We start from the raw sequence: 14384 nt of genomic DNA, 5'->3' as shown, positions 1-14384 counted from the left end.
GCATAGCGGCGCGTCATGATAGCATTCCTCCTGATTGACTCAACTCGTGCTCGGCTATCGATTCTAAACTAGATTGATACCTATTTGATGACACGCCCTAGTAATAACAATCGCGATCGCAGATGGTACTAAAGGTATCCATCCTCCCTGAATGATAATTACATAACAAGCGCCAGATAACAGCATTACTGCTGCACTGATAGTTATAGTTAAATATTTATTAGAAGAAAAAAACCAAGCTATTAACCCACCTGTTAATGACCAACTCCAAATCCAGATAATTTCCCCCCATTGTGTCCACACCCATAATAAAGGTCGATTATCTAAAGCGGCGCTGATAATTTGGCTTACCATCTGTGCTTGAATGGTAATTCCGGGTACGGTTTGCGATGGTCTTTTACCGGATGGTGTAGTCCAGTAATCGCTGCTATTATTACTCGTAACACCTATGAGTACAATTCGGTCTTTGATGGCGTTGAGGTTAACTTGTCCTGTGAGAACTTGGGTAAGAGTAACTTGGGGTGCGATCGCTTGAACTGATGGCGAAAACCGATAATTGAGTAAAATTTGACTACCTTGGGTATCTATTGATTGATAACCGCCTTTAGCTGTTTTTAACTGGGGGAAGGTTTTATTTCCGAGTTGTAAGTCCCAATCTGGGGTAAATTTGGCAGTAATTCCTCGTTGTTGTAAGTACATCAAGGCTAACCGCGTACTAAATGCATAAGCCGGTGTACAAGTTGAGGAAATTGGGTTAGGAGTCATCGCCAATAAATGACGGCGCAGTACGCTGTCGTCATCTTCGATAAAATGTGCAGAATATCAATTTCTGGCATAATCATCAACTTTTTCGTTACTTTGATTTGTAATGCGATCGCACTTTGATACAATCGGCGCGGAGTCCCTTGTCTGAGACATCACACCTTGATATCGATTGCGATCAACACAACATTGATTGCAATCAACATAACATTGACGCGAATCAACACAACATTGATTGCAATCAACACAACATTGACGCGAATCAACATAACATTGATTGCAATCAACACAACATTGACGACAATCAACACAACATTGATTGCAATCAACACAACATTGACGACAATCAACACAACATTGACGCGAATCAAAACGACTCCATCTACCTCCCATGCTCTGCGTGGGAGCGATGAAATTTATCATACCAATTTGAAAAAAGAATGCGAGAGATGGTAGGGGCATTGGCATTGCCATGCCCTCTAGAATATATTGATGTGCCGCAAACACTATTTAAATTGGTATCAGTTGTCGAGTAACCCAACACCCGGATAAATGTTGGGTTTCGCAAAGCCTCAACCCAACCTACAATTTTTTGCTCAAATGTGGCAATATAATTTTCTTGTGGGGTGGACATCTTGTCCGCCCAAAACTGGCGAGACGCCCATCCCACAAGAGTTTTACCTGCGACTGCGAAAACCCTGTTGTCCATTTACTGGATCAAACAGTACATCGTATCTGTCAAAAAATCCAATTCCCGGATTTAAAACTACAGGATTTTCCGCCTTAGGGTTAATATTCACGCTCCACACATTAAATCCGTCGCGATTTCCTGGTTTGACGCTGTAGTCAAAAATTCCCGGAATTGTCACCTTCACAGCATTCTCCGGACGCAATCTTCCAGGTTTGAGCTTACCCATAACAGCAGCAGATTGTAATTCTGTCGCACCGTTAATTACTCCTGTATCCGCAACCATAATACTATTGCAGGCATTTTTTACAGCAGTCCCAGCAATAGTTAAACAAACTCCATTCAGTTGCGAGTTCCATCTATTACCCGGTATATCATTAATCGTAGGTTGTTGACTTAAGGGAACCATGCTAAAACCTTCGCGATGATTAGCGGTTAAACCCAGAATTAAATTACCATTATTTTTCCCGCCACCATTACCACTAATAATCAATCCGCTACTGAGATTTCCTGGGAGTTTCCGCAAAGGATTATAGGGAAGTACAGCTTCGCCATAGTTGACGCCAATAATACCGGAAAATGCTGCACCACTTTTTGCAGAACAATTTGGTTTTTGCGGCAGACATTGACGACTGGTAACAATTTGTACAGGGATAGGTTCATCTGTAGGGATCAAACCAATCTGCATAATAGTGTAAGCTAATTCACCTTCTAAAACAGTGCCATCACTGAGAACTTCTTTGATAATTTGACCTGTTCTATTGATAGGCGCATTACCGAGAAATCCCGGCGGCACTCTCAACCCAGCCGAGCCTGTATCTATTAACACCCGTTTTGGCTGACCCCCAGCAACAGATACTTCCATAAAATAACCGCGTCCCCGTTGCCCCAGGGAACCTTTAGTATATAAAGGAACAGATATACTATTAAAGCTGGGCTTACGCGCAATCACCTGGGAAGTATCCCGCACAACCGGATTGGGGAATATTTCTTGAAAACCTGCTTGGCGTTGGGCTACTGGTTCTTGTCCATAATCCCACAGACTTTCATAATAGAAAAAGGTCACACCTAAACCCCGTTGTTGTGCTGCCCGCACTTGAGATTGAATTTGTTGTATAGAAACTGGGCGATTTCTCAAGCCTGTCATAATACCAACACCAGTCGGAATTAATTGTTGAGTTTCTATAATTTCTGGGCTGGTGAGTTTACTATTAAAACTATCCAAATCGTTACGATAAAGCTGGACAATTAACTCATCAACTACACCCAACCTTACCCAGTTCAGCCAATCTTGGAGTTGATATTTATAAGCAAAATCGTAGTAATTAGGAGATACAGAGAAAATTGCATTAGGTTTTCTCGCTTTCACTGCTCGATTTAGCTGCATCATAAAAGCAGTGATTTTATCTGCACGCCATTGCTTCCAAGCTTGGGCGTGGGGATTTGGTGGCGGTGGGCTACCAGTTTCTTGAGTATATAAGTTGATTGTGTATTTATCGTAGCCAAAATCAACCGGTAAACTCATGTGGTCGTCAAATTGAATGCCATCAGCGTTATACTGGGTAATAATTTCTAATACCAAATCAGTAATAAACTGTTGCACTTCTGGGTGAAAGGGATTCAGCCAAGCGACTTCACCCGCAGCGCTAATAGAAGTTTGGGTTCCATCTTGCTTTTGCGTCAGCCAATCGGGATGATTTGCGGCGAGTTCGGAAGTTAGGGGAGCCATAAAACCAAACTCAAACCAAGGAATAGCGAGTACTCCTTGGCTACGGGCTTGATTAACGATGTCTGCAATTATGTCTTGTCCTTCTTTACCTTTAAAATAAAAGGGAATACCTGCGCGTCGAGCTACAGCGCTGGGATATTTTGTATAACCATCATTCCAAACTAGGGGATAAATGGTGTTAAAGTTCAAGCGACGTAGTTCTGCAATAGTCTCTTGCAGTTTCGCGCGATCGCTCAAAATGTCAAAATCATTATTAGTTAGCCATACCCCGCGAATTTCTTCCTGGGGTGACGGCGAAATTTGCGCTGTTACTGGGGTGAGGTGATTGAGCAGCAATACTGTAGTCAAGGATAATGCAAAGAGAATCAACAGCGATCGCTTAATTAAGCGCGAAAGTCTATAAATAAAAGAAAATTGCATAATGAAAGACATTAGCTTACTTAGCAAGCTAAAAATTTTTATACCTTTATTGCGAACGTAATTTACCATTATCATCTAAATCAGCTTGCTAAAAATTCCCGACAATCCAAACATAAAATTACTGCATCAGATTTTCTGATGCAGTAGAGCTTAGTGAGATAATTGACGCCATCAACAGGTAATTAGTGCCAAAATCTCCTACTTTTGTCAACTTCGTCGTCAACAACTAGAAAAATTGAAAATGGGCATTGGGCATCCCTTCGACTTCGCTCAGGGCGAGTGGGCATTGGGCATTGAAACAATTTTGGATTTTAAATTTTAGATTTGAATCCACCCATCGCAAATCGTTCGACTGAGCGCTCACGACGAAGTCTAAAATCTAAAATTCCTTGTCTCCCTTATCGTATATAACAGGGTTTAAGACCCCTACGTCTATACGTAGTATCATTTTCAGACGGGGATTTATACCCCGACTGAAAATGTCTTTAATTTTGAATTTTGAATTTTGAATTTTGAATTGTTAACCCCCTTCCTCCTATGTTTACAGTTCTTCCCAAGCAAACAGCATCAATGCAAACCCGTGATGGCACACGCTTAGATGCAGATATTTACCGTCCCGATGGGGAGGGGGAGTTTCCGATATTATTAATGAGACAACCTTATGGTAGAGCGATCGCATCTACTGTAGTATATGCTCATCCTACTTGGTATGCAGCCCAAGGTTACATCGTCGTGATTCAAGATGTCCGGGGAAGGGGCAGTTCTGAGGGAGAATTTAAATTATTTAGTCATGAAATTACCGACGGTGAAGACACGGTAAATTGGGCGGCGAGCCTTCCCCAAAGTAATGGTAAGGTGGGGATGTATGGCTTTTCCTATCAAGGAATGACGCAACTATATGCCGCAGTCAACCAACCAGCCGCTTTAAAAACAATATGTCCGGCAATGATTGGCTATGATTTATATGCAGATTGGGCTTATGAAGGCGGCGCATTCTGTTTACAAACAAATCTAGCATGGGCAATTCAATTAGCGACCGAAACCGCCCGGTTGCGTCAAGATAAAGTAGCCTATCAAGCATTATTTGCTCTTTCTCGTAATCTTCCTGTAAATAATCCCGAAATTCTCCAATCTCTCGCCCCAGAATCTTTTTATCACGATTGGCTAGCTAATTCTCAAGCAGATGCAGCTTACTGGCAAGAACTTTCACCCAAACGCCACTTGCAATCTGTTGATTTGCCCATGTTTCACATTGGCGGCTGGTTTGATACTTACCTGCGCGGAACTCTACATTTATATGACGATATGGCAGCCCGTAGCACGCCCCAACATCTCTTAGTCGGGCCTTGGGCGCATTTACCTTGGGGTCGAAAAGTGGGTGATGCTGACTTCGGATTGAATGCAGCTAGCCCTGTAGATATAATGCAAATTCGCTGGTTCAATCAATTTCTTAAAGATATCGATACAGGCTTACTGCAAGAAGAACCTGTGTGCTTATTTGAAATGGGAAGTAATATTTGGCGCAATTTTCCTAGCTTAAAAGTATCAAACCAAAAATTCTATTACTTGTCAACCACTGGTTTAGCCAGCATCCGCGAAGATTCCGGAAGCCTCACCGCCAATCGTCAATCTCATAGCCAAAATTCCGATGTATTAGTTCACGATCCTTGGCGACCGGTTCCCGCTTTAGGCGGTCATGCAGCGATACCAGCCGGAGTATTTGAGCGATCGCATTTAGATTTACGTTCCGATGTATTAACCTACACCACCGAACCACTAACAGCAGACTTACATATAGCCGGCAATATCATCCTCGAAATCTTTTGTAGTGCCGATCAACCAAGTTACGATCTTTGCGCCATCCTCTCTGAAGTTCATCCTGATGGAAAGGTATATAATTTAACCCAAGGTTATATACATTGTCCCGTCGGCACAAATTCCGCACCGTTGAAAATGCAACTGCAAGCGACTTGTGCCCGTATCCCTCAAGGTCATGCTTTGCGCCTGAGTTTGAGTGCAGCTTGTTTTCCCGCCTACCCCATGAACTCCGGAACTGGCGCAGTAATTAATAGCGAAGGTTTACTGAATGCTCAGATTATTACCTTAACAATCCGTTGTGGAGGTGAGACAAATTCTCAAATTTTATTACCTGTAGTTGCGCCCAACTAGGGGCTAGGAAGAAAATTGTACAGACGCGATTCATCGCGTCTCTGATAAATGACTAATGAAATTATGCTAATTAAAACCAAGCAATTTCAAATATCGCCTAAAGAATTAAGAGGAATTATTGCCGTTGATTATTATAAGCGGATGAAGCTTTTCTTAATTCTATTTTCAGTTTTAGCCGTTATAAATATTATCGTGTCTATTATCCAACAACAATTTAGTTGGTGGTTATTATATTTCTTTGGCTTTCTGGCTTATATACTCTCTGTACCTTATTGGTTACGTCTAGAAGGAAGAACTTCTGCCTTGAATTTTCAAAACAGATATTGCGAAATGGATGAAAATTTTATCGCTATATTTTTTGAAGATGGTAGTATCACCAAGCTCAGATATGAGCATTTTATAAAAGTAGTCAAAAAAGGAGAATTTTATTTTTTATATATAACAAAAGCACAATTTCACTACTTACCGATAGCCGCCTTCGAGTCAGAAAAAGATATGCACAGATTTGATTTATTTTTAGAAGGTAAACAGTTAATTAAATTATGGTGATGGGAATTGGGCATGGGGCATTGGGCATTGAAAATGACAATTGTACAGACGCGATTTATCGCGTCTCTAACAAATGACTATTGACTATTGACTGGATCGCAACGAATTTCAACCATGAAACCATCAGGATCGTAAAAGTAGACACCTCTACCAGTAGGACGAGTAACAGGGCCGTGTGCGATCGCAATTTGATTATCTTTGATTACTGCTACAGCTTGATCGAATAATTGCGGCTCAATGTCAAAAGCTAAATGATAAGCTCTAGTAAAAGTTTTCTCAGGATTGGGATCTGGCGGTGATAATTCTGGTTCGCCAAATAAATCAATAATTGTACCATCGGGAGTAATAAAATTAGCTACTTTCCCGGCGGCGACAAGTTCAACTAAAGTGGCGGGTACTTCATCACCTGTGAGTTCATGCAATCCTAAAATAGTCCCGTAAAAATGTCGGGAAGCTTGCATATCCTTAACGTTGAGTGCAATGTGGTGTACTTTCCGTAAAATACCTGGAGCCAAGACACTTTTTGTACAGGAGTTAGATAGCATGGCAGAATCAACTTTCTCTACAAGGATAGAAGTTTAATTGCTAGGCATCCCAAATGCGCAAAACTTCTACCTTGACTGTACTGCAATCAAACCATCAATACATACCATTATGTTGAGAGTGCTGGGATGTTCTCATTCAACTATTTAACTGGCACTCCTCAACTACAATATATATAGACTTTGTTGAGATTTGTATCGTTGGGGATTAGCTGTCATGGCTCCCGCCGTTTTAATTGAAAATCTGCAAAAGCGCTATGGCACGGTTGAAGCCGTCAAAGATGTCACCTTGACTGTAGAATCAGGAGAAATCTTTGGCTTGCTTGGCCCCAATGGCGCTGGCAAAACTACTACTCTGCGTGCTTTGTGTACGCTCACCACCCCGGATGCTGGCAAAATCGAAGTATCTGGAATTTCGGTGTTAGCTAACCCCAAAGTAGCCAGACAAAAGCTTGGTTATGTGGCTCAAGAAGTCGCTTTAGATAAGGTGCTGACTGGTAGAGAACTGCTGCAACTGCAAGCTGCGCTTTATCACCTCCCCAAAGCGATCGCGAAACAGCGAATTGAGACAGTATTAGATTTACTCAATTTGCAAGAATACGCTGATAAAAAAACTGGAACTTATTCAGGTGGGTTACGCAAACGCCTAGATTTAGCGGCGGGATTGCTTCACGCCCCAGATGTGTTGGTGTTAGATGAACCAACAGTAGGGCTAGATATCGAAAGCCGCTTTATCGTCTGGGAATTTTTGCGGAAGTTACGCGCCTCCGGAACCACCGTATTAATTACTAGCCATTATTTAGAAGAAATTGACGCCCTAGCCGATCGCGTGGCGATTATCGATCGCGGTGTGGTAATTGCATCAGGTACGCCATCGCAATTAAAAGATCGCGTCGGAGGCGATCGCATTACTTTGCGCATCCGCGAATTCTCCCCCATCGAAGAAGCCGAAAAAGCCAAACACCTGCTGCAAACTTTGCCATTAGTGCAAGAAGTAATTATTAACAGCGCTCAAGGTAATTCCCTAAACTTAGTGGTAACACCGCAAAATGACGCCCTAATTACCATTCAACAAGCACTAAATACAGCAGGCTTACCCATTTTCGGCATAGCTCAATCTCGCCCCAGCTTAGATGATGTCTACCTCGCCGCCACCGGACGCACCTTAATGGATGCAGAACTCGCAGCCGTAGCCAATCGCGATCCCAAAGCCGAGAAAAAGCAGAATATGAGATAAAGACTGGAAGGAAGACAAGGAGGACATATCCAAAATTGGGAACATCCAATTTTTTAAATACCCAATCAATTTGTAGTGCGAGCGTCTCGCTCGCTGGTGTTCAAAAGCGAGCAAGATGCTCGCACTACGGAATTTGGGTACTTTATTTTTTGTCAGTCCCTTGTTTCAATCCCCCATGCCCAATGACAAATGACAAATGACAAATGACAAATTATGAGCGTTACTCCTAAATCTGAGATAAATTGGCAACCAGCCACATCACCGCAAGGTTACGCGGATGCTAAACCTAATTTTTTTGGTGAAGTAGTCCAAGAAACTTTAGCTTTAACTCGTCGCTTGTTTATTCAATTGCAACGCCGTCCCTCAACTTTGGCGGCGGGAATTGTTCAGCCTGTAATGTGGCTGGTGCTGTTTGGCGCATTATTCCAAAATGCGCCCAAAGGACTTTTTGGTAGTACGACAAATTACGGTCAATTCCTGGCTGCTGGCGTAATTGTTTTTACAGCCTTCGCTGGAGCCTTAAACGCTGGTTTACCTGTAATGTTTGACCGCGAGTTTGGATTTTTAAATCGCTTACTGGTAGCGCCTTTAGCATCGCGGTTTTCAATTGTCTTTGCTTCCGCAATCTTTATTATCAGCCAAAGTTTACTGCAAGCGGCGGTAATTGTAGGTGCAGCCGCATTTTTAGGCGCAGGTTTACCCGATGTAGCTGGGTTAGGTGCGATCGCCTTAATTGTCTTTCTTTTAGCTTTGGGTGTCACCGCCATCTCTCTCGGCTTGGCTTTTGCTCTCCCAGGGCACATTGAACTCATCGCCGTAATTTTTGTCACCAACCTACCGCTATTATTTGCCAGTACCGCTTTAGCACCATTATCCTTCATGCCCCAGTGGTTGCAGGTAGTTGCCACTCTTAACCCTCTGAGTTACGCTATTGAACCAATCCGCTATCTGTATCTTCATAGCAATTGGGGATTAGGTAGCGTAGTCATGCAAGCTCCTTGGGGTGCTGTTACCTTTGGTGGCGCTTTACTAATATTGCTTGGCTTTGCTGTCGTCGCTTTATTAAGTATTCAACCCCAACTAAGACGAACTCTTGCTTAATATATAAGCATGATTCACTTGCAATAACTTTAGGGTAAAAACCTCATGGAAAAAATGTTTCTCACCCTGACAAAAATCGCCCTTGCTACTGTCGCAGGCGTTAGCTTCTCCGCTTTCTTTGTCGCTCAACCTACCTTCGCTCAACTCGGTACAATTGATGCCACCAACAGCGATCCGAGTCAGAATAATGGCGATCCATTCTCTCGTAACGGTGCTACAGAGTTCAACATGTTCAACCTGATACATCAGGCAAATTTTGGCACCTTGAATTGGAATGCCGAACAGCAAAACCAACAATTAGACGAAGCCGCTCTGCAATTTAAACAAAGACAACAACAAGCAATTCAAAATGGCGGTAACGTAGGCACTGCATCCCAAAATTCACCGATTATCAGACTGCCAGAAAATACAGTACAGCCCTTAGTACCAGAAAAAAACTAAAGGAATCCCAGAACATCAATTACTCACTAATTAGGGGCACGGAATAGAGGAGATTTCTGTCAAATGCAAAAATCTTTCTCTACCGTGCCCCTATAATTGGGGTATTTTCTAAAGGAAAATTGTTATAGCCCCAAAGCAGCTAAAACATCACTGGCGTGAGTGGCTGTATTCACGCTAGCGTCAACATGAATAATTTTGGCATCGGGGCCAATGACATAGGTTACACGTTTAGCGTAACCGCCACCATCAACATCGTAAGCTTTGATTAAGCTATGATCTGTGTCAGCCAGTAAAGGAAAATTCAGATTAAATTTGCTAGTGAATGCTTGATGAGAAGCTTCATCATCTGCGCTCACTCCCAGCACTACAACATCCTTACCTTGATAATCCGCTTGGGCATCCCGGAAGCTACAAGCTTGTTTGGTACAGCCTGGGGTATCATCTTTAGGGTAAAAATATAAAACTACTGTCTTACCAGCAAAATCAGATAAAGAGACAGTGTTGCCGTTAGTATCTTTGGCGGTAAAAGCAGGTGCATCGGTACCGACTGCTAGAGGCATAATGAACCTTCCCTGTTTGAGATTGTTGGGGCATTTGAAATTTTACAATAATTTACAATAATTAAGTTAATTACTAGTCAAAAGTCCATAGTCAAAAGTCCATAGTCAAAAGTATATAGTTCACAGCCTACAATTTCTTGACCGTTGACCGTTGACCGTTGACTGTTGACCAATGACCAATGACCAATGACCAATGACTAATGACCACCAAACAATCCCAAAATTCAAAATGCCTGCTGCTAATTATCAAACCCCAAAAACCTTTGCTTATCCTCAAACTACTGTAGAACGTGCCGAGCGATCGCTAATTTGTTCTCCCTTCAATCCAGCTTTATTGGCGGCAATGCAACAAAAAAGCATATCATTGAGTGCGATCGCTCAGGAAAATGGCATCAAAAATAACTACAGCAAACGTTTTTTATCAGAATTAGCCTGCGATAACGCCTTAGATTGGCTAATTCAAGTAGGTGTATTGCGCCGCGAAGTTGATGGACAAGGAATCACAGACAGTTACCGCCTCACACCTCTAGGTCAAAAATTAGCCGAAAAATACCAAAATCAAACTTGGCCTAATCCTTCATTCAGCGATCGCTTACAAAATGCGATCGCCCGTTGGTTAAGATTACCTTTCTAGATTAAAAATAGGGGCTAGGGGCTAGAGGCTAGGGACTAGGGGCTAGAGATTTTCATGTTTGGTTATGTGTTTTTCCCGTGATTGACTAACTTGAAAATCCTCATAGCAGAAGAATATTGTTGACGATTGACAGTTGACTGTTGACTGTTGACTCTTACCCAATGCCCCATGCCCAATGCCCCATCCCCCATGCCCCATGCCCCATCCCCCAATCAAAAAGTTAGCATCAGCAACTAAAAGGGAACAATATATACGCAAGCATCGACCCCATTTATAAAGCCTTTATCATTAGCCTCTAATTGAGTGCGTACAGTGAAGGTACGGATTAACCAATAGATATGGGGTAACAGAGGATATCATCAGCACTAAGGTATACTCTGGTGTTAGTGACTAAACACCTCTATCTTCCTTGCTGATATCAACTCCCTGGCTTGTTAAATGTTGACAAGTGAATTGTCAAATTACCGTTCAACCTACAAATTCTGCCCCTTATATTGCAAAACCGAAAGTCATTATGAAATCAATTATGGTTGTGGGGACAACATCCCATGCAGGGAAATCATTGATAACTACAGCGATTTGTCGCATTTTATCGCGGCGTGGCTGGCGAGTTGCCCCCTTTAAAGGTCAAAATATGGCTTTAAATGCTTATGTTACTGCTAGCGGTGGCGAAATTGGCTACGCCCAAGCAGTCCAAGCATGGGCGGCGGGAGTTGTCCCTTGGGTGGAAATGAATCCAATTTTACTCAAACCCCAAGGTGATATGACCTCCCAAGTCATTCTCAAAGGTAGGCCTGTAGGTAAAGTCAGCGCCTCAGATTACTACGAGCAATATTTTGAGCTTGGTTGGCGCACAATCGAAGAATCCCTACAACATTTAGGCACAGAATTTGACATATTAGTTTGTGAAGGTGCTGGTAGTCCTGCGGAAATTAACCTCAAGCACCGCGATTTGACAAACATGCGGGTAGCAAAATATTTAAATGCACCCACTATACTCGTAGTTGATATTGACCGTGGCGGTGCTTTTGCCCATGTAATTGGGACTTTAGAGTTATTAGACCAGGAAGAACGGGATTTAATTAAAGGTATAGTAATTAACAAGTTCCGAGGACAGCGATCGCTCTTAGAATCAGGTATACAATGGTTAGAAGACCGGACGGGTATCCCTGTAATTGGTGTGATTCCTTACTTAGAACACATGTTACCCGCAGAAGATTCTCTCAATCTATTAGAAAGAAAACCTCATAAAAGCCAAGCTGACTTAGATATCGCAGTTCTACGCTTACCCAGAATTTCCAACTTTACCGACTTTGACCCCTTAGAATCAGAACCCAGCGTATCGGTAAGATATCTCAACCCCAAGCAAGAATTAGGTCATCCAGACGCCGTCATTATCCCCGGTACAAAAACCACAATTGCTGACTTGATACTGCTGCAAAAAAGCGGTATGGCAGAAGCAATCCAACATTATGCGGCTTCTGGCGGTACAGTATTAGGCATCTGCGGCGGCTACCAAATGCTAGGTCAGATGATTGCCGATCCTGAAGGCATAGAAGGACAAGCCGGTAGATATCAAGGATTAAATTTATTACCCATCAGAACTGTAATCACAGGGCAAAAAATCGCCCGTCAGCGCCAAGTTAGCTCAAATTTCCCGCAAATGGGCTTACCAGTTTATGGGTTTGAAATTCATCAAGGGCGATCGCGCATCGAACAGCAAGCAGATAACCAAGCCTATCAACCCCTGTTTGATGATGTTAACTTAGGGTTAGTGGATAGTTGTCAATCAGTGTGGGGTACTTATCTCCACGGACTATTTGACAACGGGCCTTGGCGACGCGCTTGGTTAAATCGCCTGCGTCAACAACGGGGTTTAAAATCTTTGCCTACTGGTGTTGCAAACTACCGCGAACAGCGAGAGCAAACTTTAGATTCCCTAGCCAGTGAAATTGAAAATCATTTAGACTTAACACTCTTTTTATCCTAGAGAGGTTGCTATTTCATGAGTGTTCGCGTCCAATTTTTACCAGATGATGTCACAGTTAATGCGGAAGTCGGGGAACCCCTCTTAGAAGTAGCAGATCGGGCGGGGATATTTATCCCCACTGGTTGTCTTATGGGGACTTGTCACGCTTGCACTGTGGAATTAGAAGATGGCGAAACCATCCGCGCTTGTATTACAGCCATACCACCCGGACGCGAACAATTAACCATTAATTTATTTAGCGATCCGACTTGGTAATGGTTAGTCACATCTTCCATGATTGCTATAAGTAAAAAGTCAAAAATATCTGGTATGTGAAGGCTGACAGTGTTTTAACACAAGCACTTTAGTAGTTAATGCTACTCAACTTTTGCCCTCAATCGTCGGTTACTTTGGTGTAAATATTATTTTGACAAATTATACCAATTTGAAAAAAGAACGCGACAGATGGGTAGTAGGGGCACGGCACCAGTAAAATATTTGATATGCCAAAAGATTGTGGATGCCGTGCCCCTACAAAGAATTTATCTGTCGCAAACATTATTTGAATTGGTATTATTACAAATTTTCTGGAGATAGAGAATTTCTAAATTTATTTAACCTTGTGAATTTAAAGCGCAACAAAGATGTATTCCCATGTAATAGCCAAATAGAGGAAAACTTTTGAGCATTTGATAACTCAATGAAATCTTAAAAAAATGCCAAAAAAGATTCGAGAACTAAAACAAATGCTTATCCAAGCTGGTTTTACAGAACTGCCAGGAAAAGGAAGTCATACTAACTGGATACATCCCCTCTATCATGGAAAAGTCACAATTTCAGGCAAAGATGGATCGGATGCTAAACGCTACCAAGAAAAGGAAGTGAAACAAGCTATTGAGTCAGTAGAGGGTAACAGCCAAAATGAGTAAACTTAAATACCAGATGGTGATTCAGTGGTCTGAAGAAGATGATTGCTTTTTGGTAGGATTTCCTGATTTTCCAGGACAACGCTGGCGGACTCATGGAGATACTTACGAGTCAGCAGTAGCAAATGGAATTGAAGCATTAGAGTCTCTAATTATTGCTTATGAAGCGGCTGGCGATCCGCTTCCAGAACCAGCATTTTATAACGCTGCATAAAATTACCTTTTTAGGGCATATTCTCGAAATCTTTCCAAATCAGCTTGAATTGTCGATTCAACCGCCCGCCCCAAAAATAAATTATCCATGATTTTGCCAATAATCCCCGGAATGGCATAGGAAATACTGAGCTTAACAATACTGCTACTATGGCGATCGTAAAAGCGAATCGCCCCTTGATTTGGTAAGCCATCAATCGATTCCCACTGAATAATCTGATTGGGAATTACTTTGAGAATCCGGGATTTCCAGCTAAAATCTAGACCGCCAGTACTCAGTTTCCAAATAGATATATCTGGATCTTCTGGCGATATCTTCACCGAATCAATCCACTTCATCCATTTTGGCATTTGTTCCAAGTCAGACCAGAGACTCCAGACATAATCTATCGGAGCCTCTACTTCTACCTGTACGCTATGCTCTAACCAGTCTGACATTTTTCT

General features: G+C 42.3%; 16 protein-coding genes. 10 read left to right on the top strand and 6 right to left on the bottom strand.

Going from position 1 to position 14384, the window contains the following annotated elements:
- Positions 1–63 precede the first annotated feature (63 nt).
- The 3 genes from AACW45_RS16215 to AACW45_RS16205 form a co-directional block, all read right to left on the bottom strand.
- Entirely contained in the window at positions 64–807 is a 744-nt protein-coding gene (locus AACW45_RS16215) for a CHASE2 domain-containing protein (protein ID WP_313933782.1), read from the bottom strand.
- Between the two features lie 110 nt (positions 808–917).
- Positions 918–1133 carry a hypothetical protein gene (locus AACW45_RS16210; RefSeq protein ID WP_190633556.1) on the bottom strand — a complete coding sequence of 72 codons (216 nt, stop codon included), beginning with the start codon at positions 1131–1133 and terminating at the stop codon, positions 918–920.
- A gap of 306 nt (positions 1134–1439) precedes the next feature.
- Positions 1440–3599 (bottom strand): glycoside hydrolase family 10 protein, encoded by a 2160-nt coding sequence (locus AACW45_RS16205; RefSeq protein WP_190633554.1) that lies wholly within the window; start codon positions 3597–3599, stop codon positions 1440–1442.
- Between the two features lie 537 nt (positions 3600–4136).
- On the opposite strand from AACW45_RS16205, the gene AACW45_RS16200 reads away from it, so the two are divergent.
- Together AACW45_RS16200 and AACW45_RS16195 are read left to right on the top strand one after the other, a co-directional pair.
- A complete protein-coding gene (locus AACW45_RS16200) occupies positions 4137–5768 on the top strand; it encodes a CocE/NonD family hydrolase (RefSeq protein WP_190633553.1) in 1632 nt (543 codons plus the stop codon).
- A gap of 48 nt (positions 5769–5816) precedes the next feature.
- A complete protein-coding gene (locus tag AACW45_RS16195) occupies positions 5817–6317 on the top strand; it encodes a YcxB family protein (protein ID WP_242045677.1) in 501 nt (166 codons plus the stop codon).
- A gap of 77 nt (positions 6318–6394) precedes the next feature.
- Here AACW45_RS16195 and AACW45_RS16190 read toward each other — a convergent pair whose 3' ends face one another.
- Positions 6395–6862 carry a VOC family protein gene (locus AACW45_RS16190; RefSeq protein WP_190633552.1) on the bottom strand — a complete coding sequence of 156 codons (468 nt, stop codon included), beginning with the start codon at positions 6860–6862 and terminating at the stop codon, positions 6395–6397.
- 214 nt (positions 6863–7076) lie between these two features.
- Here AACW45_RS16190 and AACW45_RS16185 point away from each other — a divergent pair, with 214 nt between their 5' ends.
- The 3 genes from AACW45_RS16185 to AACW45_RS16175 all read left to right on the top strand — a co-directional run bounded on the left by AACW45_RS16185 (position 7077) and on the right by AACW45_RS16175 (position 9638).
- Positions 7077–8096, top strand: a complete 1020-nt coding sequence (locus AACW45_RS16185) for an ABC transporter ATP-binding protein (RefSeq protein WP_190542113.1) — start codon at positions 7077–7079, stop codon at positions 8094–8096.
- 213 nt (positions 8097–8309) lie between these two features.
- Entirely contained in the window at positions 8310–9197 is an 888-nt protein-coding gene (locus AACW45_RS16180) for an ABC transporter permease (protein ID WP_190633551.1), read from the top strand.
- A 45-nt stretch (positions 9198–9242) separates the two neighbouring features.
- Positions 9243–9638, top strand: coding sequence for a hypothetical protein (locus AACW45_RS16175; protein ID WP_190633550.1), 396 nt, complete (start codon positions 9243–9245; stop codon positions 9636–9638).
- 122 nt (positions 9639–9760) lie between these two features.
- Here AACW45_RS16175 and AACW45_RS16170 read toward each other — a convergent pair whose 3' ends face one another.
- Positions 9761–10198: a peroxiredoxin gene (locus AACW45_RS16170; protein WP_190633549.1), complete on the bottom strand. Its 438-nt coding sequence runs from the start codon at positions 10196–10198 to the stop codon at positions 9761–9763.
- Positions 10199–10427: 229 nt separating this feature from the next.
- Between AACW45_RS16170 and AACW45_RS16165 the strand changes: the two genes are divergently transcribed.
- From AACW45_RS16165 to AACW45_RS16145, 5 genes are all read left to right on the top strand, one after another.
- Positions 10428–10832 carry an Npun_F0494 family protein gene (locus AACW45_RS16165; protein ID WP_190633566.1) on the top strand — a complete coding sequence of 135 codons (405 nt, stop codon included), beginning with the start codon at positions 10428–10430 and terminating at the stop codon, positions 10830–10832.
- Between the two features lie 514 nt (positions 10833–11346).
- Positions 11347–12822 carry a cobyric acid synthase CobQ gene (gene cobQ / locus AACW45_RS16160; protein WP_190633548.1) on the top strand — a complete coding sequence of 492 codons (1476 nt, stop codon included), beginning with the start codon at positions 11347–11349 and terminating at the stop codon, positions 12820–12822.
- A gap of 15 nt (positions 12823–12837) precedes the next feature.
- Positions 12838–13077, top strand: a complete 240-nt coding sequence (locus AACW45_RS16155; RefSeq protein WP_096642387.1) for a 2Fe-2S iron-sulfur cluster-binding protein — start codon at positions 12838–12840, stop codon at positions 13075–13077.
- Between the two features lie 440 nt (positions 13078–13517).
- Positions 13518–13730, top strand: coding sequence for a type II toxin-antitoxin system HicA family toxin (locus tag AACW45_RS16150; protein WP_190633547.1), 213 nt, complete (start codon positions 13518–13520; stop codon positions 13728–13730).
- On the top strand, positions 13723–13941 hold the full coding sequence (locus tag AACW45_RS16145; protein ID WP_190633546.1) for a type II toxin-antitoxin system HicB family antitoxin: 219 nt from the start codon (positions 13723–13725) through the stop codon (positions 13939–13941). Before AACW45_RS16150 ends, AACW45_RS16145 begins: the two co-directional genes overlap by 8 nt.
- A 2-nt stretch (positions 13942–13943) precedes the next feature.
- Here the strand turns inward: AACW45_RS16145 and AACW45_RS16140 are convergent, their stop codons facing one another.
- Complete coding sequence (locus AACW45_RS16140; protein ID WP_190633545.1) at positions 13944–14378, bottom strand: SRPBCC family protein; 435 nt, start codon at positions 14376–14378, stop codon at positions 13944–13946.
- Positions 14379–14384: the final 6 nt, after the last annotated feature.

The sequence above is a fragment of the Calothrix sp. FACHB-168 genome, from assembly GCF_963889195.1.
GTDB lineage: Bacteria > Cyanobacteriota > Cyanobacteriia > Cyanobacteriales > Nostocaceae > Aulosira > Aulosira anomala_A.
The sequence above is the reverse complement of the archived record's forward strand: the minus strand, read 5'-3'. Positions and strand labels throughout refer to the sequence as shown.

What these genes read in the sequence shown, in the direction of transcription:
- AACW45_RS16205 (WP_190633554.1), bottom strand. Translation starts at nt 3,599, where the DNA reads ATGCAATTTTCTTTTATTTATAGACTTTCGCGCTTAATTAAGCGATCG.
- AACW45_RS16200 (WP_190633553.1), top strand. Translation starts at nt 4,137, where the DNA reads ATGTTTACAGTTCTTCCCAAGCAAACAGCATCAATGCAAACCCGTGAT.
- AACW45_RS16195 (WP_242045677.1), top strand. Translation starts at nt 5,817, where the DNA reads ATGACTAATGAAATTATGCTAATTAAAACCAAGCAATTTCAAATATCG.
- AACW45_RS16190 (WP_190633552.1), bottom strand. Translation starts at nt 6,862, where the DNA reads ATGCTATCTAACTCCTGTACAAAAAGTGTCTTGGCTCCAGGTATTTTA.
- AACW45_RS16185 (WP_190542113.1), top strand. Translation starts at nt 7,077, where the DNA reads ATGGCTCCCGCCGTTTTAATTGAAAATCTGCAAAAGCGCTATGGCACG.
- AACW45_RS16180 (WP_190633551.1), top strand. Translation starts at nt 8,310, where the DNA reads ATGAGCGTTACTCCTAAATCTGAGATAAATTGGCAACCAGCCACATCA.
- AACW45_RS16175 (WP_190633550.1), top strand. Translation starts at nt 9,243, where the DNA reads ATGGAAAAAATGTTTCTCACCCTGACAAAAATCGCCCTTGCTACTGTC.
- AACW45_RS16170 (WP_190633549.1), bottom strand. Translation starts at nt 10,198, where the DNA reads ATGCCTCTAGCAGTCGGTACCGATGCACCTGCTTTTACCGCCAAAGAT.
- AACW45_RS16165 (WP_190633566.1), top strand. Translation starts at nt 10,428, where the DNA reads ATGCCTGCTGCTAATTATCAAACCCCAAAAACCTTTGCTTATCCTCAA.
- cobQ (WP_190633548.1), top strand. Translation starts at nt 11,347, where the DNA reads ATGAAATCAATTATGGTTGTGGGGACAACATCCCATGCAGGGAAATCA.
- AACW45_RS16155 (WP_096642387.1), top strand. Translation starts at nt 12,838, where the DNA reads ATGAGTGTTCGCGTCCAATTTTTACCAGATGATGTCACAGTTAATGCG.
- AACW45_RS16150 (WP_190633547.1), top strand. Translation starts at nt 13,518, where the DNA reads ATGCCAAAAAAGATTCGAGAACTAAAACAAATGCTTATCCAAGCTGGT.
- AACW45_RS16145 (WP_190633546.1), top strand. Translation starts at nt 13,723, where the DNA reads ATGAGTAAACTTAAATACCAGATGGTGATTCAGTGGTCTGAAGAAGAT.
- AACW45_RS16140 (WP_190633545.1), bottom strand. Translation starts at nt 14,378, where the DNA reads ATGTCAGACTGGTTAGAGCATAGCGTACAGGTAGAAGTAGAGGCTCCG.